This is a genomic window from Streptomyces sp. NPDC048295 (genome assembly GCF_040652135.1).
Lineage (GTDB): Bacteria > Actinomycetota > Actinomycetes > Streptomycetales > Streptomycetaceae > Streptomyces.
The window spans coordinates 158,112-180,954 of sequence record NZ_JBEZLL010000012.1 but is presented as its reverse complement, the minus strand read 5'-3'; the positions used below and the strand labels follow the sequence as shown (position 1 = coordinate 180,954).

The 22,843-nt window shown below is 71.5% G+C and carries 22 protein-coding genes; 13 read left to right on the top strand and 9 right to left on the bottom strand.

Going from position 1 to position 22,843, the window contains the following annotated elements; translation table 11 throughout:
• Positions 1-18: 18 nt before the first annotated feature.
• Positions 19-618 carry a helix-turn-helix domain-containing protein gene (locus AB0D53_RS19890; protein WP_362448118.1) on the bottom strand — a complete coding sequence of 200 codons (600 nt, stop codon included), beginning with the start codon at positions 616-618 and terminating at the stop codon, positions 19-21.
• 147 nt (positions 619-765) lie between these two features.
• Complete coding sequence (locus AB0D53_RS19885; protein ID WP_362448115.1) at positions 766-2,520, bottom strand: biotin carboxylase N-terminal domain-containing protein; 1,755 nt, start codon at positions 2,518-2,520, stop codon at positions 766-768.
• Positions 2,521-2,930: 410 nt separating this feature from the next.
• Here AB0D53_RS19885 and AB0D53_RS19880 point away from each other — a divergent pair, with 410 nt between their 5' ends.
• Positions 2,931-3,392: a hypothetical protein gene (locus AB0D53_RS19880; RefSeq protein ID WP_362448112.1), complete on the top strand. Its 462-nt coding sequence runs from the start codon at positions 2,931-2,933 to the stop codon at positions 3,390-3,392.
• 25 nt (positions 3,393-3,417) lie between these two features.
• Here the strand turns inward: AB0D53_RS19880 and AB0D53_RS19875 are convergent, their stop codons facing one another.
• The 4 genes from AB0D53_RS19875 to AB0D53_RS19860 all read right to left on the bottom strand — a co-directional run bounded on the left by AB0D53_RS19875 (position 3,418) and on the right by AB0D53_RS19860 (position 6,196).
• Positions 3,418-4,029, bottom strand: a complete 612-nt coding sequence (locus AB0D53_RS19875) for a nucleoside triphosphate pyrophosphatase (protein ID WP_362448109.1) — start codon at positions 4,027-4,029, stop codon at positions 3,418-3,420.
• 62 nt (positions 4,030-4,091) lie between these two features.
• The gene (locus AB0D53_RS19870) at positions 4,092-4,220 is read right to left on the bottom strand and encodes a hypothetical protein (RefSeq protein ID WP_362448106.1); all 129 of its coding nucleotides are present in this window, start codon (positions 4,218-4,220) and stop codon (positions 4,092-4,094) included.
• Between the two features lie 156 nt (positions 4,221-4,376).
• Complete coding sequence (locus tag AB0D53_RS19865; protein WP_362448103.1) at positions 4,377-4,598, bottom strand: acyl-CoA carboxylase subunit epsilon; 222 nt, start codon at positions 4,596-4,598, stop codon at positions 4,377-4,379.
• 14 nt (positions 4,599-4,612) lie between these two features.
• Complete coding sequence (locus AB0D53_RS19860; RefSeq protein ID WP_362448100.1) at positions 4,613-6,196, bottom strand: acyl-CoA carboxylase subunit beta; 1,584 nt, start codon at positions 6,194-6,196, stop codon at positions 4,613-4,615.
• A 134-nt stretch (positions 6,197-6,330) separates the two neighbouring features.
• Between AB0D53_RS19860 and AB0D53_RS19855 the strand changes: the two genes are divergently transcribed.
• The 5 genes from AB0D53_RS19855 (at position 6,331) to hutH (ending at position 12,452) form a co-directional block, all read left to right on the top strand.
• Complete coding sequence (locus AB0D53_RS19855) at positions 6,331-7,197, top strand: biotin--[acetyl-CoA-carboxylase] ligase (RefSeq protein WP_362448097.1); 867 nt, start codon at positions 6,331-6,333, stop codon at positions 7,195-7,197.
• Between the two features lie 288 nt (positions 7,198-7,485).
• Positions 7,486-8,658, top strand: coding sequence for an adenylate/guanylate cyclase domain-containing protein (locus AB0D53_RS19850; RefSeq protein ID WP_362448094.1), 1,173 nt, complete (start codon positions 7,486-7,488; stop codon positions 8,656-8,658).
• 88 nt (positions 8,659-8,746) lie between these two features.
• Positions 8,747-9,559 (top strand): enoyl-CoA hydratase-related protein, encoded by an 813-nt coding sequence (locus AB0D53_RS19845; RefSeq protein ID WP_362448091.1) that lies wholly within the window; start codon positions 8,747-8,749, stop codon positions 9,557-9,559.
• Positions 9,560-9,654: 95 nt separating this feature from the next.
• Positions 9,655-10,824 carry a GGDEF domain-containing protein gene (locus AB0D53_RS19840; RefSeq protein WP_362448088.1) on the top strand — a complete coding sequence of 390 codons (1,170 nt, stop codon included), beginning with the start codon at positions 9,655-9,657 and terminating at the stop codon, positions 10,822-10,824.
• 77 nt (positions 10,825-10,901) lie between these two features.
• Positions 10,902-12,452 (top strand): histidine ammonia-lyase, encoded by a 1,551-nt coding sequence (gene hutH, locus AB0D53_RS19835; protein WP_362448085.1) that lies wholly within the window; start codon positions 10,902-10,904, stop codon positions 12,450-12,452.
• A gap of 40 nt (positions 12,453-12,492) precedes the next feature.
• Here hutH and AB0D53_RS19830 read toward each other — a convergent pair whose 3' ends face one another.
• The gene (locus tag AB0D53_RS19830; protein WP_362448082.1) at positions 12,493-12,792 is read right to left on the bottom strand and encodes a hypothetical protein; all 300 of its coding nucleotides are present in this window, start codon (positions 12,790-12,792) and stop codon (positions 12,493-12,495) included.
• A gap of 107 nt (positions 12,793-12,899) precedes the next feature.
• Here AB0D53_RS19830 and AB0D53_RS19825 point away from each other — a divergent pair, with 107 nt between their 5' ends.
• From AB0D53_RS19825 to AB0D53_RS19805, 5 genes are all read left to right on the top strand, one after another.
• Positions 12,900-13,313 carry a hypothetical protein gene (locus tag AB0D53_RS19825; protein WP_362448079.1) on the top strand — a complete coding sequence of 138 codons (414 nt, stop codon included), beginning with the start codon at positions 12,900-12,902 and terminating at the stop codon, positions 13,311-13,313.
• Between the two features lie 277 nt (positions 13,314-13,590).
• Entirely contained in the window at positions 13,591-14,853 is a 1,263-nt protein-coding gene (locus AB0D53_RS19820) for an Ig-like domain-containing protein (RefSeq protein WP_362448076.1), read from the top strand.
• A 202-nt stretch (positions 14,854-15,055) separates the two neighbouring features.
• Positions 15,056-16,522 carry an ABC transporter permease gene (locus tag AB0D53_RS19815; protein ID WP_362448073.1) on the top strand — a complete coding sequence of 489 codons (1,467 nt, stop codon included), beginning with the start codon at positions 15,056-15,058 and terminating at the stop codon, positions 16,520-16,522.
• 45 nt (positions 16,523-16,567) lie between these two features.
• A complete protein-coding gene (locus AB0D53_RS19810; RefSeq protein ID WP_362448070.1) occupies positions 16,568-17,251 on the top strand; it encodes an ABC transporter ATP-binding protein in 684 nt (227 codons plus the stop codon).
• A gap of 152 nt (positions 17,252-17,403) precedes the next feature.
• On the top strand, positions 17,404-17,916 hold the full coding sequence (locus AB0D53_RS19805) for a hypothetical protein (protein ID WP_362448067.1): 513 nt from the start codon (positions 17,404-17,406) through the stop codon (positions 17,914-17,916).
• A gap of 445 nt (positions 17,917-18,361) precedes the next feature.
• On the opposite strand, the gene AB0D53_RS19800 is transcribed toward AB0D53_RS19805, so the two are convergent.
• The gene (locus AB0D53_RS19800; RefSeq protein WP_362448254.1) at positions 18,362-19,960 is read right to left on the bottom strand and encodes a hypothetical protein; all 1,599 of its coding nucleotides are present in this window, start codon (positions 19,958-19,960) and stop codon (positions 18,362-18,364) included.
• Positions 19,961-20,191: 231 nt separating this feature from the next.
• On the opposite strand from AB0D53_RS19800, the gene AB0D53_RS19795 reads away from it, so the two are divergent.
• Both AB0D53_RS19795 and gdhA read left to right on the top strand, forming a co-directional pair.
• Positions 20,192-20,362: a hypothetical protein gene (locus AB0D53_RS19795; protein WP_362448064.1), complete on the top strand. Its 171-nt coding sequence runs from the start codon at positions 20,192-20,194 to the stop codon at positions 20,360-20,362.
• Between the two features lie 207 nt (positions 20,363-20,569).
• Entirely contained in the window at positions 20,570-21,949 is a 1,380-nt protein-coding gene (gene gdhA / locus AB0D53_RS19790; RefSeq protein WP_329818838.1) for an NADP-specific glutamate dehydrogenase, read from the top strand.
• 89 nt (positions 21,950-22,038) lie between these two features.
• Here gdhA and AB0D53_RS19785 read toward each other — a convergent pair whose 3' ends face one another.
• On the bottom strand, positions 22,039-22,743 hold the full coding sequence (locus tag AB0D53_RS19785) for a tectonin domain-containing protein (RefSeq protein WP_362448059.1): 705 nt from the start codon (positions 22,741-22,743) through the stop codon (positions 22,039-22,041).
• Between the last annotated feature and the right edge of the window lie 100 nt (positions 22,744-22,843).

Here is a 22,843-nt window from a genome sequence, read left to right as displayed (position 1 = left end):
GGGCGGGAGCGGAGCCGCTCAACACCCCTCCGCGCTCGGCCCCTTCAGCCCCTGCAAGGTCAGCATCAGCAACCGACCCGCCAACTCCGGGTCGTCCGGCGACTGTTCGGCGGCCAGCGCGATCGCGTTGGTCAGCTGCATCAGATCGTCGATCGACGCATCCGGCCGCACGGCCCCGCCTGCCTGCGCCCGCGCCAGCAGCACCGCCCCCGCCTCGCGCAACGGCACATTGCACTGGGCCAGGGCCGAAGTCTCGTCCCGCGACGTCGACATGAGTGCCTGCGCGAGCCCGCGGTACTCACCCGCGTGGGTGATGATCGCGCCCAGCCACTCCACCAGGGCCCGGCAGGGCTGCTCCGCCTCCGCGAGTTCACGGGAACGGGTGATCAGTGACGTCAGGGCGTCCTGGAAGACCGCGTTCATCAACGCGTGCCGGTTCGGGAAGTGCCGGTACAGCGTGCCGATCCCCACGCCCGCGCGCCGCGCGATGTCCTCCAGGGACGCGTCGGTGCCGTGCTCCGCGAAGGCGGTCCGGGCCTCGCTCAGCAGCCGGCCGTGGTTCCGGCGCGCGTCGGCACGCATCGGCCGGGCCGGTGTCCGTGCCGCACTGATCGCCATGGCGCAGTCCTCCCTTTCTTCCGCCCCGGGGTCCAGGATGCCATCGCCGCCGAAGGGGTGAGGCCGCGCGGAGTGACGCACGACAGAGGTCCCCGCCGAGTCGCACGACTCGGCGGGGACCCCGGTGGAACGTCGGGTGCCGCCCGATCAGTCCTTGATCTCGCAGATGACGGCGCCGGAGGAGACCGAGCTGCCGACCTCGGCGGCAAGGCCCTTGACGGTGCCGGAGCGGTGTGCGTTCAGCGGCTGCTCCATCTTCATGGCCTCCAGGACGACGATCAGGTCGCCCTCCTGGACCTGCTGGCCCTCTTCGACCGCGATCTTGACGATGGTGCCCTGCATCGGGGACGCCAGGGTGTCGCCGGAGACCGCCGAACCGCTCTTCTTCGCTGCCCGGCGCTTGGGCTTGGCGCCCGCGGCGAGCCCGGTACGGGCCAGGCTCATGCCGAGCGAGGAGGGCAGGGAGACCTCCAGGCGCTTGCCGCCGACCTCGACGACCACCGTCTCGCGGCCGGTCTCCTCCTCGGCCTCCGCGTCGGCGGTGGCGGTGAAGGGCTTGATCTCGTTGACGAACTCGGTCTCGATCCAGCGGGTGTGGACCCGGAACGGATCGCTGGTGAACGCCGGGTCGACGACGACCGCGCGGTGGAACGGGATGGCGGTGGCCATGCCCTCGACGTTGAACTCGGCCAGCGCACGGGCGGCCCGCTGGAGCGCCTGCTCGCGGGTCGCGCCGGTCACGATCAGCTTCGCCAGCAGGGAGTCCCAGGCGGGGCCGATGACGGAGCCGGACTCCACACCCGCGTCGAGGCGGACACCGGGGCCGGTCGGCGGGGCGAACGTGGTGACGGTGCCCGGGGCGGGCAGGAAGCCGCGGCCCGGGTCCTCGCCGTTGATCCGGAACTCGAAGGAGTGTCCGCGCACGGCCGGGTCGTCGTAGCCCAGCTCCTCGCCGTCGGCGATGCGGAACATCTCGCGTACGAGGTCGAGGCCGCTGACCTCCTCGGTCACCGGGTGCTCGACCTGGAGCCGGGTGTTGACCTCCAGGAACGAGATGGTGCCGTCCGTGCCGACCAGGAACTCCACCGTGCCGGCGCCGACGTAGCCGGCCTCCTTCAGGATGGCCTTGGACGCCGCGTACAGCTCCGCGTTCTGCTCGTCCGACAGGAACGGGGCCGGGGCCTCCTCGACCAGCTTCTGGTGGCGGCGCTGGAGCGAGCAGTCACGGGTGGAGACCACGACCACGTTGCCGTGGGTGTCGGCCAGGCACTGCGTCTCGACGTGACGCGGCCGGTCGAGGTAACGCTCCACGAAGCACTCGCCCCGGCCGAACGCCGCGACGGCCTCACGGACCGCGGAGTCGTACAGCTCCGGGATCTCCTCCAGCGTGCGCGCCACCTTCAGCCCGCGACCGCCGCCGCCGAAGGCGGCCTTGATCGCGATCGGCAGCCCGTGCTGCTCGGCGAAGGCCACGACCTCGGCGGAACCCTCGACCGGGTCGGGCGTGCCGGCCACCAGCGGGGCCCCGGCACGCTGTGCGATGTGCCGGGCGGCGACCTTGTCGCCGAGGTCCCGGATCGCCTGCGGCGGCGGGCCGATCCACGTCAGACCGGCGTCCAGCACGGCCTGGGCGAACTCGGCGTTCTCCGACAGGAAGCCGTAGCCCGGGTGGATGGCGTCGGCCCCGGAGTCCTTGGCAGCCTGGAGCACCTTGGCCATGTCCAGATAGCTGGCGGCCGGGGTGTCACCGCCCAGAGCGAATGCCTCGTCGGCCGCGCGCACATGCAGAGCGTCGCGGTCAGGGTCTGCGTAGACGGCCACGCTCCCGATCCCGGCATCCCGGCATGCCCGAGCAACACGGACAGCAATTTCGCCACGGTTGGCGATGAGCACCTTGCGCACGATGGCTCCCTCCTTGAAACAAGCTGAGTTTAGGGACTACCGACACGGCCCTACGACCCGTCCCCAATGGTGAGCTTGCCCACACGGAGTGTGATTCGAGGCTTGCTCAAGTCGCGAAATCCCTTGTGGCACCACGGTACGCCGGGTTTCATAACCGCACAGTAGCCACAAGGTGTGGTCCAGGTCTCTGTTCGTGCGAGCTGCGAGTTTTCGCGTTTCTTTGTCGAGTCCCCACTAATGGGCGAACGATTCTTTGCGCGACGCCCGAGAGCCGCGCCCAGGGGGCGTGCGACGAATGCGCCCGCGCGCGCGTGGCGCGCGGGGTGGAGGCGGAGATCGTCCGGGCCCTTGTCCGGAGCATTACCCGTTAGTAGGGTCCGCGCTATCGCACGTACTGCAGGTAACAGGGGGTGAGCGCCGTGGTGCGCAGACCGGTGGCGTTCGTGGCCGCGCTCGTGCTGTTCGCGGAAGCCGTGGGCGTCGTGCTCATCAACGGCATCCTGGCGACGGTGGTCAAGAACCAGGACATGTCGCTGGCCGGGATGGACCCCGCCGTCATGTCCAGCGGCACCTGGGTGATGGGCGGCGTCTTCGGGCTGTACCTGCTGCTGTGCGGCCTGCTCCTGCTGCTGGCCGGCATCCGCGACCGGGCCCCCGGCCGCTTCGCCCGTGTCGTCCTGATCCTCTGCGCCGTGGTGCACGGGGTGCTGGGCGCGCTGGTGGTCGGCCTGGTCGGCTGGACCGCGTTCGCGTTCCTGATGGTGGTGCTCGGGCTGATCGTGCTGACGCTGGTGGCGTACGGCACCCGGTCGGACGAGCCCGGCGACGAGCCCGCCGGCGACGCCGGAGCGAGCGCCCCGGCGACGGTCTGACGGGCCGGTCCCGGCCGGTGGGTTCTCAGACCCAGAGCTCGGTGACGGAGATCCCCAGCTCGCCCAGCAGCCGGCGCAGCAGCGGCAGCGAGAGCCCGATGACATTGCCGTGGTCGCCCTCGATGGAGTCGACGAACGGTGCCGAACGGCCGTCCAGGGTGAAGGCGCCCGCGACATGGAGCGGCTCGCCGGTGGCCACGTAGGCGGCGATCTCGGCGTCCGTCGGTTCGCCGAAACGGACGGTCGTGGAGGCGGTCGCCGAGGCGCTGCGCCCGGTCGCGGTGTCGATCACGCTGTGGCCCGTCCGCAGTACCCCGGCCCGGCCGCGCATGGACTTCCAGCGGGCGATGGCCTCCTCGTCGTCGGCCGGCTTGCCGAGCGCCTCGCCGTCGAGTTCCAGCACCGAGTCGCAGCCGATGACCAGGGCACCCGCCGCCTCCGGCCGTCCGGCCACCACCGCGGCCTTGGCCTCGGCGAGCACGAGCGCCAGCTCGGCCGGTGTCGGTGCGCTCAGCGCGTCCTCGTCCACGCCGCTGACGATCACCTCGGGCGCGAAGCCGGCCTGCCGCAGCAGACCGAGGCGGGCGGGGGAGGCGGAGGCGAGCACGAGACGGCGCTGATCAGTCATACGGGCCATCGTAGAAGAGGCGGACCGGCCCCGGCCCCGCTCGGTGAAGAGGCGGACCGGCCCGGCCCCGCTCAGTGCAGGCCGGCCACGAACATCGCGACCACCATCGCGAGAGCGAGCACCAGCCCCGCACGACGCATCATGGCCTGGGCGTCGCGCAGTTCCTTCGGCGGCTTGTTCTCGGGGTCGGACCACAGCATGGAAACGATCCTGCTGCCGCGGCGGACGGGCGCGCCTGAGTACGGGTACTCAACCGTCGTGGTGCCTACGGACCAGATCGCGCCCGGACGCGCCGGAGGCCCGGACCCGAAAGGGCCCGGACCTCCGTGAACGTGGGGGAAGGGATGCTTCCGCGCCTACCCGGGCCAGTACGTCCGGGCCCAGGCCCGCGGCCCCGGCAGATGACGTGTGCTCCGGGCGATGCGTCCCGGGTCGGACCACTGGCCGGGCAGCGCCGGCGTGCCGTCCGGCGCACCGGACGGCTCGCCGGACGCCGTCGCCGCGGCGCGCGCCCGCACCACCGCCAGGGCGGCGGCCAGTTCCTCAGGGGTCGGGTTGCCCCGTACGACCTTGATCATGGCCAGGACCCTTTCTAGAGGGGGATGTTGCCGTGCTTCTTCGGGGGCAGCGACTCCCGCTTGGTACGCAGCTGGCGCAGCCCCTTCACGATGTGGGCCCGGGTGTCGGACGGCATGATCACCGCGTCGACGTAACCGCGTTCGGCCGCCACGTACGGGTTGAGCAGCGTGTCCTCGTAGTCGGTGATCAGCTCGGCGCGGGTGGCCTCCTGGTCCTCGGCCGCGGCGATCGTCCGGCGGTGCAGGATGTTCACCGCACCCTGCGCGCCCATCACCGCGATCTGCGCGGTCGGCCAGGCGAGGTTGATGTCGGCGCCCAGGTGCTTGGAGCCCATGACGTCGTACGCGCCGCCGAACGCCTTGCGGGTGATCACCGTGATCAGCGGGACGGTCGCCTCGGCGTAGGCGTAGATCAGCTTGGCGCCGCGGCGGATGATGCCGCCGTACTCCTGGTCGACGCCGGGCAGGAAGCCGGGGACGTCCACGAAGGTCAGCACGGGCACGTTGAAGGCGTCGCAGGTGCGCACGAAGCGCGCGGCCTTCTCGCTCGCGTTGATGTCCAGGCAGCCCGCGAACTGCATCGGCTGGTTGGCGACGACGCCGACCGGGTAGCCCTCGACGCGCCCGAAGCCGGTGATGATGTTCGGCGCGAACAGGGCCTGGGTCTCCAGGAACTCGCCGTCGTCCAGCACGTGTTCGATGGCGGTGTGCATGTCGTACGGCTGGTTCGCCGAGTCCGGGATGAGGGCGTCGAGTTCGCGGTCCTCGTCCGTGGTGGCGAGATCGGCCGCCTCGGGGAAGGCGGGCGCCTCGGACAGGTTGTTCGAAGGGAGGTACGAGAGCAGCGACTTGACGTACTCGATGGCGTCCTTCTCGTCGCCCGCCATGTGGTGCGCCACACCGGAGGTGGTGTTGTGGGTGCGGGCTCCGCCGAGCTCCTCGAAGCCGACGTCCTCGCCGGTGACCGTCTTGATGACGTCGGGGCCGGTGATGAACATGTGCGAGGTCTGGTCGACCATGACCGTGAAGTCGGTGATCGCGGGGGAGTAGACCGCGCCGCCCGCGCACGGTCCGACGATCAGCGAGATCTGCGGCACGACACCCGAGGCGTGCACATTGCGGCGGAAGATCTCCGCGAACAGCCCGAGCGCGGCCACGCCTTCCTGGATCCGGGCGCCGCCGCCGTCGTTGATGCCGATGACCGGGCAGCCGGTCTTCAGCGCGAAGTCCATCACCTTGACGATTTTCTCACCGTAGACCTCGCCGAGCGAACCGCCGAAGATGGTGAAGTCCTGCGAATAGACGCAGACGGGGCGGCCGTCGACCGTCCCGTAACCGGTCACGACGCCGTCTCCGTACGGGCGGTTCTTCTCGATGCCGAAGTTGGTGGAGCGGTGCCGGGCGAATTCGTCGAGCTCCACGAAGGAACCCTCGTCGAGCAGCAGGTCGACCCGTTCGCGCGCGGTCAACTTGCCCTTGGCGTGCTGCTTCTCGACCGCGCGCGCGGAGCCCGCGTGCGTCGCCTCGTCGATTCGGCGCTGCAGGTCCGCGATCTTGCCCGCGGTGGTGTGGATGTCGGTCTCTTCCGGCTCGGACATCGGGTGGCGGCTCCCTGCCTGGTCACGGGGACGACTGTGCTGCTGATCAGGTACTGAAACACCTACTGACCCGTAGCGTATCGGCGCGGATACGGTTCGGCAGTGCGTCGTTTGACACACCTAGTCTGGCTTGCATGACACCTTCGGATGCGCCACGGAACCGTTGGTCGGACCTGGACCGGCCGCCCCTGAACCTCGCCGCGCTGCGCCGCGGACTGCTGCGGCCGGGCGGGCTGTGGACCTCGCTCGACGTCGTGGAGACCATCGGGTCCACCAACTCCGAGCTCAAGCGGCGGGCGGCGGCCGGGCTCGACGAGGGCACCGTGCTGGTCGCCGAGGAGCAGACCGCGGGCCGCGGCCGCCTCGACCGCACCTGGACGGCTCCGGCCCGTTCGGGCCTGTTCTTCTCCGTCTACCTGGAGCCGGGCGAGGTGCCCGCCGAACGCTGGGGCTGGCTGCCGCTGCTCACCGGCGTCGCCGCGGCGACCGGCCTGGCGAAGGCCGCGGGCGTCGACACGGCCCTGAAGTGGCCCAACGACCTCCTGGTCACGGTGGAGGGCGTGGAGCGCAAGGCGGGCGGCATCCTGGCCGAGCTCGCCGGCGCCGGCGTCGTCATCGGCATGGGCCTCAACGTCTCCCTGCGCGCCGAGGAACTGCCCGCCCCCACGGCCGGCTCACTGGCCCTGGCCGGGGCCGTCTCCACCGACCGCGAGACCCTGCTGCGGGGCGTGCTGCGCTCGCTGGAGCACTGGTACGGCCAGTGGCGCGCGGCGGAGGGCGACGCGGCGGCGAGCGGCCTCCAGGGGGCGTACGCGGCGGGCTGCGCGACTCTCGGCCGGACGGTACGGGCCCAGCTGCCCGGAGACCGCACGCTCACCGCCGAGGCCGTGGCGATCGACGGCGACGGCCGCCTGATCCTGTCCACCGAAGACGGCCTCCAGGAACCGGTGTCGGCCGGCGACATCGTCCATCTGCGAGGCGTGGGGGGCGGCCTGGTCTGAGGGCGGGCGGCGGCGGGCCGTCGCGACGGGGCCTGCCCCGCGTCCGCCCCGGCCCGGTGGGGCCTGTCCCGCCGAGCCCCATGGCCCGCCCCGGACACGTACCCGGGGCCTGGAACCGCGCCCTCCCGGAAACCCCTCACCGGCCGGAACCACCCACGCCCCCCGGCCCGCCCAGGAACATTCCGGGACGCCATACGGGCGTGAGCCACGGCACACCTGCCGTATCGTTGAGGCGATCCACCGACAGATCGGCAGGGCAGTGCGCAGGGAACGGGCAGGAGGCGGCTGGTGACCGTCGACGACACGACCTCCGGTGCGGGCGCACAGCCCCCGTCGGAACCCTCGGTCCACGCGACACCGCATCACGAAGTCGACCATACGGCGGAACCGACCGACGACCCCCTCGCGATCCGGCTGGAACAGCTGATCCTGGGCGCCGACCGTCGCTACACGCCGTTCCAGGCGGCCCGTACCGCCGGTGTCTCGATGGATCTGGCCTCCCGGTTCTGGCGGGCCATGGGCTTCGCCGACATCGGGCAGGCCAAGGCGCTCACCGAGGCCGATGTGCTGGCGCTGCGCCGGCTCGCCGGTCTCGTCGAGGCGGGGCTGCTCAGCGAACCGATGGCGATCCAGGTGGCCCGGTCCACCGGGCAGACCACCGCCCGGCTGGCCGAGTGGCAGATCGACTCCTTCCTGGAGGGGCTGACCGAGCCGCCCGAGCCCGGAATGACCCGCACCGAGGTCACGTACCCGCTGATCGAGCTGCTGCTCCCGGAGCTCCAGGAGTTCCTGGTCTATGTGTGGCGGCGCCAGCTGGCCGCCGCCACCGGGCGGGTCGTGCAGGCCGCCGACGACGAGGAGATGGTCGACCGCCGTCTGGCCGTCGGCTTCGCGGACCTCGTCGGGTTCACCCGGCTGACCCGGCGGCTGGAGGAGGCGGAGCTCGGCGAGCTGGTCGAGGCCTTCGAGACCACCTCGGCCGACCTGGTGGCCGCCCACGGCGGCCGTCTCATCAAGACCCTCGGCGACGAGGTCCTCTTCGCCGCCGACGACGCGGGCACCGCGGCCGAGATCGCGCTGCGCCTGATCGAGGCGATGACCCAGGACGAGATCATGCCGGCGCTGCGCGTGGGCATCGCGTTCGGCACGGTCACCACCCGGATGGGCGATGTCTTCGGTACGACGGTGAACCTCGCCAGCCGGCTGACCTCGATAGCTCCGAAGGACGCCGTACTGGTGGACGGGGCGTTCGCCGAGGAGCTGACCCGTACCGGCGACGCCCCGGCCTCCGAGGCGCAGGCGGCCCAGGAGGCCGCGGTGGCCGAGAAGGAGCGCCAGGAAGGCCTGGAGCCGGTCGCCCTGCCCAGGTACCGCTACGGGCTGCAGCCGATGTGGCAGCGCCCGGTGCGCGGCCTCGGCGTGGTGGAGCCCTGGCTGCTGGCCCGCCGTACCACCTCCTGAATCCCGGGCCCGGACACTCCCGGGTCCGCTGTCCGGGCCGCGCCATAGGATCCCTCCGGTAACGATCGTTAACCGGAGGGGTGAAGCCATGACCGTCACGTCCGAGCAGCGGTTCGGGGAATTCGTCGTCGTACGGGTCCACGAGGGGCAGGAGCACGTCGCCGAGCTGGTCCTGGACCGGCCCAGGGCGATGAACGCCGTGTCCACGGACATGGCCCGTTCGATCGCCGCCGCCTGTGCCGCGCTCGCCGCCGACCCCGGCGTACGGGTCACCGTCCTCACCTCCAGCCATGAGCGGGCCTTCTGCGTGGGCGCGGACCTGAAGGAGCGCAACTCCTTCACCGACGCCGACCTGCTGCGCCAGCGCCCCACCGCGCGGTCCGCGTACACCGGGGTGCTCGAACTGCCGATGCCGACGATCGCCGCGGTGCACGGCTTCGCGCTCGGTGGCGGATTCGAGCTGGCGCTGTCCTGCGACCTGATCGTCGCCGACCGTACGGCCGTGGTCGGCCTGCCCGAGGTGTCGGTCGGTGTCATCCCGGGCGGCGGCGGTACGCAGCTGCTGCCGCGGCGGATCGGTGCGGCGCGCGCCGCCGAGCTGGTCTTCACGGCCCGGCGGGTGGAGGCGGCCGAGGCGCTCGACAGCGGACTGGTCGACGAACTGGTGGAGGCCGGGCAGGACCGCGTGGCCGCGCTGGCGCTGGCCGGCCGGATCGCCGCCAACTCCCCGGTGGGGCTGCGGGCCGCCAAGCGGGCGCTGCGGCTGGGGCACGGCCTGGATCTGCGGGCCGGTCTCGAAGTCGAGGACGCCGCTTGGCGCTCGGTGGCCTTCTCCGGGGACCGGGCCGAGGGTGTGGCCGCGTTCAACGAGAAGAGGAAGCCGAACTGGCCCGGCGAGTGACCTGGAGTGACCTTTGGTAACCGAATAGACACGAAGCGCACGCAACGAAAGCCCCAAACTGATCAAATCACCACAAAACTACATAAGCTGTAGCGATGGGTGGTGATGATGCACGGCTGCGGGCCGTGGTTGCGCTTGCGCAGGCGATGGCGGCGGCGCACACCCCGCGGGGGTCGTGGCGAGCGGCCGCGCTGGGGGCGTGCGAGGCGCTGGGTGGCAGTTTCGCCGCGCTCTCCGTGTGGGAGCGGGGGCGCGGGGAGCTGCGGGTGCTGGTGAACGCGGGCGAACGGGCCGCGGGGGAGGAGGAGTTCCCCGAGGCGGAGACGTATCCGGTGCACCAGTTCCCGGAGATCACCGAGTTCCTGCACGAACGGTGGGCCGGGGGCGGTGAGCCGGACGCCTGGGTCGAGACCGCCGACGGTCCGCCCGGCGGGGCGCCGGGCGGGGACGCGGGGCTGCGGGAGTACGGCAGCGGGTACGGCCGGGAGCGGGTGGCCGCGCTGCGCCGGCGCGGGCGCAGCTGCTGCGTGATCGCCCCGATCGTGCTGCACGGGCGGGCCTGGGGCGAGTTGTATGTGGCCCGCCCGGTGGGGGCGCCGGTGTTCGGGCGGTCGGACGCGGACTTCGCGACCGTGCTGGCCGCGGTTGTCGCCGCCGGGATCTCCCAGAGCGAGCGGCTCGAAGAGGTCCGCAAGCTCGCCTTCACCGATCCGCTCACCGGCCTGGCCAACCGTCGCGCCGTCGATGTGCGGCTGGACGAGGCGGTGGAGCGGCACCGGGCGGACGGGGCGGTGGTCAGCCTGGTCGTCTGCGATCTCAACGGCCTGAAGCAGGTCAACGACACCCAGGGCCACGCGGTGGGCGACCGGCTGCTGGAACGTTTCGGCTCGGTGTTGTCCCGCTGCGGCGCCATGCTGCCCGGCGCGCTCGCGGCCCGGCTCGGCGGTGATGAGTTCTGCCTGCTCGCGGTGGGGCCCGAGGTGGACGACGTGGTCCGGGTGGCCACCGAACTCTGCGAACGGGCGGCCGAGTTGGAGCAGGGCGACGGGGTGGCGTGCGGGATCGCTTCGACCGGTGATCCGATCGGTCCGGTGGTGTCGGCGCGGCGGCTGTTCCGGCTGGCGGACGCGGCCCAGTACCGGGCGAAGGCGGCCCGCTCGGTCAAGCCGGTGGTGGCGGGACGCGACGACGAGGTGCTCCGGCTGGCCGACGCGCCGCCCAAGCACGCGCACGACCGCCGTCACCTGCGCGGCAGTCGTCCCTGAGCGTCGCACCGGCCGGTAAGGGGTCAACCACGCGACCACTAGTGACATGAAGGGATTCAATCCGTACGCTTCTGAATATGGATATGCATACAGTCGTGGTGGGGACGTCCGGCACCACCGCTCAGGACGTCATCGCCGTGGCCCGCGGCAACGCCCGCGTCGAGCTCTCCGCAGCCGCCGTCGACGCGCTTGCCGCCGCCCGCGAGATCGTGGACGCACTCGCCGCCAAGCCCGAGCCGGTCTACGGCGTCTCCACCGGGTTCGGGGCGCTGGCCAGCCGGCACATCAGCCAGGATCTCCGCGCACAGCTCCAGCGCAACATCGTCCGCTCGCACGCCGCCGGCATGGGGCCGCGGGTCGAGCGCGAGGTCGTCCGCGCGCTGATGTTCCTGCGGCTGAAGACGGTGGCATCCGGACACACCGGCGTACGCCCCGAGGTCGCGCAGACCATGGCCGACGTCCTCAACGCGGGCATCACGCCCGTCGTCCACGAGTACGGCTCGCTCGGCTGCTCCGGCGACCTGGCCCCGCTCTCCCACTGCGCCCTGACGCTGATGGGCGAGGGCGACGCGGAGGGCCCCGACGGCACCGTGCGCCCGGCCGGTGAACTGCTCGCCGCCCACGGCATCACCCCGGTCGAGCTGCGCGAGAAGGAGGGTCTCGCCCTTCTCAACGGCACCGACGGCATGCTCGGCATGCTCGTGATGGCCCTGGCCGACCTCAAGAGCCTCTACACCTCCGCCGACATCACCGCCGCCCTCTCCCTGGAGGCGCTGCTCGGCACGGACAAGGTGCTCGCCCCGGAGCTGCACGCCATCCGCCCGCACCCGGGCCAGGGCGTCAGCGCCGACAACATGCTGCGGGTCCTCGCCGGGTCCGGCCTCACCGGCCACCACCAGGACGACGCGCCCCGCGTGCAGGACGCCTACTCGGTGCGCTGCGCCCCCCAGGTCAACGGCGCGGGCCGCGACACCCTCGACTACGCCGGGATCGTCGCGGACCGCGAGCTGGCCTCCGCCGTCGACAACCCCGTCGTCCTTCCCGACGGCCGGGTCGAGTCCAACGGCAACTTCCACGGCGCCCCCGTCGCGTACGTACTCGACTTCCTGGCGATCGTCGCGGCGGACCTCGGCTCCATCACCGAGCGCCGCACCGACCGGCTGCTGGACAAGAACCGCTCGCACGGGCTGCCGCCGTTCCTCGCCGACGACGCCGGGGTGGACTCGGGCCTGATGATCGCCCAGTACACCCAGGCCGCCCTGGTCAGCGAGATGAAGCGGCTCGCGGTGCCCGCCTCGGCCGACTCGATCCCGTCCTCCGCGATGCAGGAGGACCACGTCTCCATGGGCTGGTCGGCGGCGCGCAAGCTCCGTACCGCCGTCGACAACCTCGCCCGGATCGTCGCCGTCGAGCTCTACGCGGCGACCCGCGCCATCGAGCTGCGCGCCGCCGGGGGCCTCACCCCCGCACCCGCCTCGCAGGCCGCCATCGCGGCACTGCGCGCGGCGGGGGTCCAGGGCCCGGGGCCGGACCGCTTCCTGTCGCCGGACCTGGCCGCGGCGGACGCGTTCGTACGCGCCGGCAAGCTGGTCGCGGCGGTCGAGCCGGTGACCGGCCCGCTGGCCTAGGCCTCTTCCGGAGGCGTTCCGGACGTGCTCCGGGTGTGATCTAGACGGACAGGGCGTCGGTGCGGCGGGCCGAGTGGGAGACCAGCGCCGCACCGATGCCCAGGAACGCCACTCCGCCGATCAGATACGGAGTGGTGTCGATCCCGGTCCCGGTGTCGGCCAGCCTCGGACCGGCCGAGGTGTCACCGGCGGTGGTGGCGGTGGTGGTGGTCGGTCCGCTCCGGTTGCCCGACGGACCGGCCGGTTCGTCCGTCGCGTTGGCGGACGGGACGAACCAGAGGGCGGCCAGCAATGTGCCCGCGGCGGTGGCGGTCAGGAGCGGGCGGCGAGCGATGACCACGGAATCGATCCCCTTGTCACGGCCGTGAGTTAGTCATGTGCGCCGATGCTAGTGAAAGCAGCGGGTCGCGGGAAAGCCGGGAGTGCGGGGAGCTTACGCTCCGGCGCATGAGCACTTCTGAGACATCACGCTTTGTTCGGCTTCGAGTTGAAATGGTGCTGGAGATCACGGACCCCGACGCCCTCAGCGGCACCGCGCTGGAGTCGATCGCCGCCGAGTACGGGGAGCCGGGCGGCGAGTCCGCCGAGGAACGGGTGCGCGCCGAGGCCGCCGTACGCGAGGACGGCGCGGAGGCCCTCGCCTCCCTCGTCGACCCGTTCGACCTGGTCGGTGAGGTGCCCGGGGTCGAGCTCGCCCAGGCGTCCTGGAGCAGCGAGAGCATCGACTACGACCCGGACGACCCGGACTCCTGGGACCTCGACGACGAGGACGACGAGGACGACGAGGACGGTGTGCAGGACGAGGAGCACGAGACGGAGGACGGTGCTCAGGGCGGTGGTGGCGTCCCGCACAATGGGTGAGGACGACGACGGTCACGTCGCCGCGGGCTGCGGGACCAGCAACTGGTGAACACCGGCCCCGGACCGCTTCGTACGCGGACCGGGGCCGTGTCGTTCGCCGGTCGCCCCATTACGTGATCGGCGTCGGGAACCACCGCAGCCGCGGACGCGTCGATGAGTGTTGTTCCCCACATCTTTCTTGGATGGGGAACGGAGGACCCTTTACATGGGTTCTAGGACCATTGACGGGTTTCGCCGGACGGCGGCTCTGCTCGGGGTTTTTGGGGATTCGGCAACGATGGAGAAGCGTGTGATGACGGACAGCAATCGGCGCAGGGGCCTGATGGCCGCGTCCGCCCTGCTCGGTGGCGTACTGGTGCTCACCGCCTGCAACGACAGCGGTGACAGCAGTGCCGAGGGCTCGAAGAAGTCGCAGGCGGCCGAGGTCGACAAGGCGGCGGCCCAGGACGCGTCCGAAGCCCAGATAGCGATCTCGCCGAAGAACGGCGCGACCAACGCGAGCATCAACAACGACGCCAAGGTCACTGTCGCCAAGGGCACGCTCTCCGAGGTCACCATGACCACGACGGCCGGAGCCGCCGTCAAGGGCACCCTCTCCGCCGACGGCAAGAGCTGGAAGCCGGACGTCCAGCTGGAGCGCTCCACCACGTACAAGATCAGCGCGACGGCGAAGGACTCCAAGGGCCGCGAGGCCCACGAGAACTCCTCCTTCACCACCGTCTCGCCCGCCAACAGCTTCATCGGGAACTTCACCCCCGAGGACGGCTCCACGGTCGGCGTCGGCATGCCCGTCTCGATCAACTTCAACAAGGCGATCACGGACAAGAAGGCCGTCGAGGCCGGTATCACCGTGACGTCCAGCAGCGGCCAGCAGGTCGCCGGTCACTGGTTCAACTCGCAGCGTCTCGACCTGCGTCCCGAGAACTACTGGCAGGGCGGCTCCACCGTCACGCTGAAGCTGGCGCTGGACGGCGTCGAGGGCGCGGACGGCGTCTTCGGTGTGCAGCAGAAGACGGTCACCTTCAAGGTCGGCCGCAACCAGGTCTCGACGGTCGACGCCAAGACCAAGATGATGACCGTCACCCAGGACGGCAAGACGATCAGGACCATCCCGATCTCTTCCGGCTCCCCCGACAACCCCACGTACAACGGGCAGATGGTGATCTCCGAGAAGTTCAAGGAGACCCGGATGAACGGTGCGACGGTCGGCTTCACCGACGACGACGGCAAGGGCGAGTACGACATCAAGGACGTGCCGCACGCCATGCGGCTGTCCACCTCGGGCACCTTCATCCACGGCAACTACTGGGGCGCGCGGTCGATCTTCGGCAGCGCCAACACCAGCCACGGCTGCGTCGGCCTCGCCGATGTGAAGGGCGCGGGCGACGCCAACCAGCCCGCCGCCTGGTTCTACAACAACTCCATCGTCGGCGACGTGGTCATCGTCAAGAACTCCCCGGACAAGACCATCACCCCCGACAACGGCCTCAACGGCTGGAACATGAGCTGGGCGCAGTGGACGGCGGGCTCCCAGTCCTGACCCACCCCGCGCGCCGTCCCCGGCGCGAGCCTCCGGCCGTCGCCCCCCGGTGACGGCCGGTCCCCCGAATCCCGTACGGAGGCGGCGGCACCCGGATCCCCTCGGATCCGCGGTGCCGCCGCCTCCGGCGTTCGTATGCCTTCTCATCCGGCTCTCATCGCGGCCTTATCCCGCCATCACAAGCACTCCATAGCGTCGCGCCATGTTCTTCACCTACCTCCGGCGCGAGCTGCGCCGTCGCAGAAAGGCGGCGCTGGTCGTCGCCTCGGGGCTCGCGCTGGGCATCGCGCTGGTCATCGTCGTCAGCTCGGTCTCCACCGGCATGAGCCGGGCCCAGGACAAGGTCCTGGAATCGCTGTACGGCCTCGGCACGGACATGACGGTCACCAAGGCCGCCGCGGCTCCCGGATCGGGGGAGGGGCGCCCGAAGTTCGAGTTCGACGCCAAGGGCGACGACGACGCGACGCAGAGCAGCGACCGGGTCATGGTCCAGGGCTTCCAGACGCTGGCCTCGTCGACCGTCACCAGGATCGGCGGACAGAACGGCGTCGCCGGTGCCGTGGGCGGCCTCAGCCTCAATGTGATGAAGGTCGACGGCCAGTTCAAGCGCGGTGAGTTCAAGCAGCAGGAGGGCACGGGGCAGAGCGGCCGCAGCGGCCCCGGCGAGCAGGGCGGCACCGGGCAGCCGCAGGGCGAGGTCAGGGGCGGCGGCGCCTCCTTCGACGTCAACTCCTACTCGGTGTACGGCACCGACGTCACCGAGCAGAACCTCGGCCCGCTGACCTCGTCGAAGATCACCAAGGGGCGTACGTTCAAGACGTCCGAGACCGACGCGAAGGTGGCCGTCGTCGACTCCGCGTACGCCAAGGAGAAAAAGCTCGACACCGGCAAGACCGTCACCGTCCACGGGACGAAGTTCACCATCGTCGGGGTCTCGACCGCCGACAGCGGTGACGCGGCCGCCAACCTCTACATCCCGCTCAAGCAGGCACAGACCCTCGCCGACTCGAAGGACAAGGTCACCACGGTCTATGTGAAGGCCGCGGACTCGCAGCAGATCGACCAGGTCAAGTCCACCATCCAGAAGAACGTTTCGGGCACCACCGTCACCACCTCCGCGGACCTCGCCGACACCGTCTCCGGTTCGCTCTCCACCGCCTCCGACCTGGCCGCGGGCGTCGGCAAGTGGCTCTCGATCGTGGTGCTGGCCGCCGCGTTCCTGGTGGCCGGCCTGCTCACCTCCTCGGCGGTCAGCCGCCGGGTACGGGAGTTCGGCACGCTCAAGGCGCTCGGCTGGAAGAGCGGCCGGGTGACCCGCCAGGTCGTCGGCGAGGCCCTCGTCAACGGGCTGCTGGGCGGCGTACTCGGCATCGGCATCGGCCTGGCCGGGGCGTACCTCGTCACCGCGATCAGCCCGACGCTCACCGCACAGCTCGGTTCGTCCGGCGGCGGTATGGGCGGCGGTGCGGGCGGCGGCCGGTTCATGGGCGGACCGGGCCGGGCAGCCGCGTCCAAGACGCTCGACATCGCGCTGACCGCACCCGTCTCGCTCTCCGTCATCCTGACCGCCGTGGGACTGGCCGTGGCGGGCGGGCTGATCGCCGGGGGCTTCGGCGGCTGGCGGGCCTCCCGGCTGCGGCCGGCCGACGCCCTGCGCCGCGTCGAATAGCCCGCCCCGCTCCCCATCCCCCTCAGTCCCAGCAGGAGTTGACCCATGTACACGCTCAGAGACGTCACCAAGCGCTATGCGCGCGGCAAGTCCACCGTCGACGCGCTGGCCGGTGTCGATCTGACCATCGAGGACGGCGGCCGGCTGGTCATCCAGGGCCCCACCGGCGGCGGCAAGTCCACACTGCTGCAGATGCTCGGCGGCCTGGACCGCCCCACGAGCGGCAGCGTCGAACTCGACGGCGTGGACCTCGCGAAGCTCGGCGAGGCCAAGCTCACCAAGGTGCGCGCCGAGAACATCGGCTTCGTCTTCCAGAGCTTCAACCTCATCCCGACGCTCACCGCCCAGGAGAACGTCGAGACCGCGCTCGTACCGCTCGGCGGCCGGGCGGCCGAGCGTCGCAGGCGGGCCGCCGAGGCACTGGACTCCGTCGGCCTCGGCGAGCGGCTCGGGCACCTGCCCAGCGAGATGTCCGGGGGCCAGCAGCAGCGGGTGGCGATCGCCCGTGCCCTGGTCAAGCAGCCGAAGGTGCTGCTCGCCGACGAGCCCACCGGCAACCTCGACGAGTCGATGCGCGACGAGGTCATGGAGGTGCTGGAGACCATGTGGAAGGAGCACGGCCTGACCTTCGTCATGGTCACGCACGACAGCGCCATCGCCCGGCGGGCACCGCGACTGGCGACCATCCGCAAGGGCAAGGTCACGATCACGGAGAACGCGGCGGCCTGACACGGGGCCTGCGGGGTGCGGCAGGTGCGGGGTGCGGTGCGGCGGTACGGGCGGCGGGGCGGCCCGTGCGGCGGGCGGGGGCGGCGTGAGCCGGGAACGGGCAGGCCCCGGCCCACGCCGCCCCCGCCCCGCCCCGCACTACGCTCGCAGCCATGACCGCCGCCGTCACCGCCATGATCACCGCAGTAGTCGGAGTGCTCGGCACCCTCCTCGCCCCGGTGTTCACACAACGGCTGGCCGTACGCCAGCGCGCCGAGGAGGCCCGACTGGCGGACGAGCAGCGGAGGTTCGAGGAGCGGCGCGCCCAGTACACCGCCATGAACCGGGCCTCCCGGCAGTTCCACACCCTCCTCAAGGACGCCCTGCACCGCATCCGTGACGGCGTCTACACGGAGCAGGAGCGCACCCAGCTCGAAGAGGCCCGCCTCGACCACCGCGACCGCTACGCCGAGGCGCAGATGATCGTCCCGGAACGGATACTGCAGGCGTCCCGCGACCTCAACCGGGTGCTCGCCGCCGGTGACGCCACCGTCAAACGCCTCGACCGGGGCGTCGCCCGCGAGGGCGAGGGTGTCGAACAGGCCCTGGAGGACCTGAAGGCGGCCGACCCCCGACTCGACACGATGCGCGGGCTGATGCGCCGGGACCTGGGCGTCACGGACTGAGCGGCTGCCGGTCCGGGGCCGTCCGACAGCCTCCGGGCCCGGGTCCGTACCCGCCGAGCCGCGTCCGCCGCGCCTGCCGCGCCCGCCCCGCCAGTCCCATCAGCAGGCTCCGGACGGCCATCGCCGGAGCCGAGCCCTGCTCCCCGCGTCAGCCCCGCCCGTCCCGTCAGCCTTGCCAGTCCCCGCCCGTCCCCCCGCCCCGCCCGCCCCGCCAGTCCCGTCAGCAGGCTCCGGACGGCCATCGCCGGAGCCGAGCCCTGCTCGCCGCGTCAGCCCCGCCCGTCCCGTCAGCCTTGCCAGTCCCCGCCCGTCCCCCCGCCCCGCCAGGCTCGTCAGCAGGCTCCGGACGGCCACCGCCGGGGCCGAGCCCTGCTCGCCGCGTCAGCCCCGCCCGTCCCGCCTGCCCCGCCAGTCCCCCCTGCCCCGCCGAGCCCCGCCCGTCGCGTCAGCAGGATCCGGACGGCCACAGCCGGTAGCGCGAGTCCAGCCGGTACTCCCCGGCCCTCCCCACCGTCAGCCGGGTCCACTCGCCGTCCCGCCGCAGGCACCCGCCGCCGTCCGCCCGCAGCCACGGCGAGTACGCGATCCGTACCGTCACCGACCCGGACGCGGGCATCCGTACCACCAGGGAGGCGTCGTCCCCGCGTACGGCGGCGCCCGGCGCGGAGACCAGCGGTACGGCCCCGCGCACCCGGTAGATCCGCCACCGCGCGTCCTGCCACACCGGCTCCAGCCAGTCGGCGCCGCGCCGGACGAGTGCCGCCTCCGCCTCGGCCGGCCCGTCCGGTCTGCCGTCGTGCAGCACGACGAGGCCCACGGCCCACCGGTCCAGCCAGGCCCGGTACGCCGCCGGGGTCGGCTTCCCCTCGTAGAACAGCCGCCCGCGCTCCACGTCGAGCTGCCGGTTCCAGCCGCGCGCCATGTTCACGTACGGCGCGAGCACCGCCGCCTCGCGGTGGTTGCGGGCCGGTACGACCTCCACCCGGGTCCGCCCGGCACCGAGCCGGCGCAGCTCGGCGACCACCGCGTCGGTGTGTTCCGCCCAGGCGGGCACGGCGCTGGAGACGCGCAGATCGTCACCGGTCTTGTCGACCAGCCAGCCGGAGCTGTACGCCAGCATCCCGGCGAGCAGCACGGCCCGCACCCGTACCGCCGTGCCGCCCCGCTCCCACCCGGGGCCCTTCGTCAGGACGGCCGCCAGCGCCGCCAGCAGCACGGGCGGGCCGAACAGGCCCACCAGCCGCTCCACGTTCGTCCCGATGGGGGAGGGGATCAGGAACGTCAGGACGACGCCGACCGCGTACACCGGGCTCGCGAACCGGACCACCCGCCAGCCGCCCTCGCTCGGCGCCGCGAGCCACAGCGCCGCGCAGGCCGCCAACGGCATCCACAGCTTGCTCACCGCCATCGGCTGCTCACCCGTGAACGGGAACACCACCGTCGTCGCGGCCACCACCACGAACGGCGGCACGGAGAGCGCGGCCGCCCGCCGCCACTGCCGGTCCAGCCCGTACGCCGCGCCCGCCACCACCAGGAACAGCCCCGCCACCGGACTCGCCGCCGTCGCCAGCGCCGCGCATCCGGCCGCGGACCCGGCCGCGGACCCGGCCGCGGACCCGGCCGCGAGGCCCGTACCGCGCCGTACGTACAGCAGCGCGACCAGCCCGATCGCGACGCCCAGCGCGAACGTGGTGCGGCCGGACGCGACATTGCACCAGAGCGTGAGCGAACCCAGCACCGCGACCGCGAACGGCCATCGCACCCCGCCGCGCACACAGAGCCGCCCCAGCGCCCACGACCCGCAGAGCCCCGCCGCGACGGTCACCGTCCGCACCCCGAACACCGCCATGAGCGGCGGCGTCAGCAGGCTGTAGTTGGCGGTGTGCATCCCTCCGTACCAGGAGAGGTTGTACGCGGACCCCGGATGCCGGGAGGCGAAGCCGGCCCAGGCGAACTGCGCCGCCAGATCACCGCCGCCGGTGGCCAGTACCCGTGCCCACAGCACGTACAGCGGCACGACGACGAGCACGGCGACACCCGGCACCCACCACCGCGCCGAACCCGGGTCCGCCCCGGTGGGGCCCCGCACGCCCTGCCTGTCGCGTTCCCCGTCGCGCGTCCCGGTGCCCTCGGTGATCCACACCCGGCAAACCCTAGGGCCACCGGCACCGTGGTACAGCTGGCTACACCACGCATCCGGGGGACCAGCCCATCGTGGCGTCCGTCACTGCTCAGCAGGATGGAGACATCACCCGGCCAGGCCACGGAGGAACCCATGAAAGCACTGCTGTGGATCGTGCTCTGCGCGGCGGTCGTCGCGAACGTCTCGCTCAACCTGATGGAGAACAACGGTCTGCACATCGCGCTGAGCGTGGTCTCCGGAGCGGTCGTCCTCGCGTCCGGAACGGGGCTGTGGATGCTGCGCCGCGAGGCCGGGCCGCAGTGATCGGGCCGCATTGCACGGGTCCACTTGAAAGAACCTCCGGGGCGACTGGGAGAATGGGTATGCCACAACGGTTCTGTACGTCGCTTCCGTGAGCCGCAAGCGTGCGATGTCTGGGCGACGCCCTCAATGGGGAGGGGGGACCGCTGGCGCCCCCGGGACGGGGGCGTCTTCGCGCGCGATGCCCATCGACGGAAGGTCTTGACCCTGATGCAGGCCACCCCTGATTCCGTAACCCCGCACGCCACCGAGAGCCGCGTGATCGAGCCGCTGTATGCCGAGATCCTCCGGCGCAACCAGGGCGAGAAGGAATTCCACCAGGCGGTCCGGGAGGTCCTCGAAACCCTCGGCCCGGTCCTCGCGAAGCGGCCGGAGTTCGTGGACGCCAGGATCATCGAGCGGGTCTGCGAGCCCGAGCGCCAGCTCATCTTCCGGGTGCCGTGGTCCGACGACTCCGGCGACATCCACGTGAACCGCGGCTTCCGCGTCGAGTTCAGCAGCTCGCTGGGACCGTACAAGGGCGGGCTCCGCTTCCACCCCTCGGTCAACCTCGGCATCGTGAAGTTCCTCGGCTTCGAGCAGATCTTCAAGAACGCGCTCACCGGCATGCCCATCGGCGGCGGCAAGGGCGGCGCGGACTTCGACCCCAAGGGCCGCTCGGACGCCGAGATCATGCGGTTCTGCCAGTCGTTCATGACCGAACTCCACCGCCACCTCGGCGAGTACACCGATGTCCCCGCCGGTGACATCGGCGTCGGCGGGCGGGAGATCGGCTACCTGTTCGGCCAGTACAAGCGGATCACCAATCGCTACGAGTCCGGCGTACTCACCGGAAAGGGCCTCGGCTGGGGCGGCGCCCAGGCACGCACCGAGGCGACCGGCTACGGCTGCGTGATGTTCACCGCCGAGATGCTCCGCAGCCGGGGCGAGTCCCTCGACGGCCAGCGCATCGTCGTCTCGGGCTCGGGTAATGTCGCGATCTACGCGATCGAGAAGGCCCAGCAGCTCGGCGCGACCGTGGTGACCTGCTCCGACTCCAACGGCTACGTCGTGGACGAGAAGGGCATCGACCTCGCCCTCCTCAAGGAGATCAAGGAGGCCGGCCGCGGCCGCGTCTCCGAGTACGCGGAACGCCGCGGCGAGCACGTCAAGTACGTCCCCGGCACCGGCGTCTGGAACGTCCCCTGCGACGTGGCCCTGCCCTGCGCCACCCAGAACGAACTCCACGAGGCCGACGCCGTGGCCCTGGTGCGCAACGGCGTGAAGGCGGTCGCCGAGGGCGCCAACATGCCCACCACCCCGGAGGCCGTCCGCGTCCTCCAGGAGGCGGGCGTAGCCTTCGCCCCCGGCAAGGCGGCCAACGCGGGCGGCGTGGCCACCAGCGCCCTGGAGATGCAGCAGAACGCCTCGCGCGACTCCTGGACCTTCGCCCACACCGAGGAGCGCCTCGCGGAGATCATGCGCCACATCCACGACTCCTGCTACACCACCGCGGAGCGCTACGGCAGCCCCGGCAACTACGTGGTCGGCGCCAACATCGCCGGCTTCGAACTGGTCGCGGACGCGATGCTGGCACAGGGCCTGATCTGATCCGGCACGCTCGACGTGAACCGTGAACCGTGGCCCGGCCGCCCCGAGCGGCCGGGCCACGGTCATATCCGGCAGGCGACGGGGACGGATCAGCCCGGCTGGTCGCCGGTGTAGCGGTAGATGTCCCCGGCGGCGTTGACGCCCCATACGGTGCCGTCGGCTGCTGCGCCGATGTCGGTCAGTGCGCCGGGGATCTGGACCCAGGGGTTGGCGTCGTCTCCGGTGTAGCGGTAGATGTTGGCGTTGGCGTTGACGCCCCAGACGTTGGTTCTGGAGCCGGCGGAGATGCGGGTGAGGCCGCCGGGGATCTTCTTCCAGTGGTTGGCGTCGCCCTGGTCGCCGGTGTAGCGGTAGATGTTTCCGTTGGCGTTGACGCCCCATACGGTGCCGTCGGCTGCTGCGCCGATGTCGGTGAGGCCGCCGGGGATCTGGACCCAGGGGTTGGCGTCGTCTCCGGTGTAGCGGTAGATGTTGGCGTTGGCGTTGACGCCCCAGACGTTGGTTCTGGAGCCGGCGGAGATGCGGGTGAGGCCGCCGGGGATCTTCTTCCAGTGGTTGGCGTCGCCCTGGTCGCCGGTGTAGCGGTAGATGCTTGCGTTGGCGTTGACGCCCCATACGGTGCCGTCGGCTGCTGCGCCGATGTCGGTGAGGCCGCCGGGGATCTGGACCCAGGGGTTGGCGTCGTCTCCGGTGTAGCGGTAGATGTTGGCGTTGGCGTTGACGCCCCACACGTTGGTCCTGGAGCCGGCCGAGATCGCCGTGAGTCCCCCAGGGATCTTCTGCCATTGAGCCATGGTGCCTCGTTCCTTCCAACACGACTGTGTATCTGAGTGGTTGGTAGAACGAGGACCGGACAAACGGGCGGATACCCGGGCTGCCTGACGGCACGGTCCG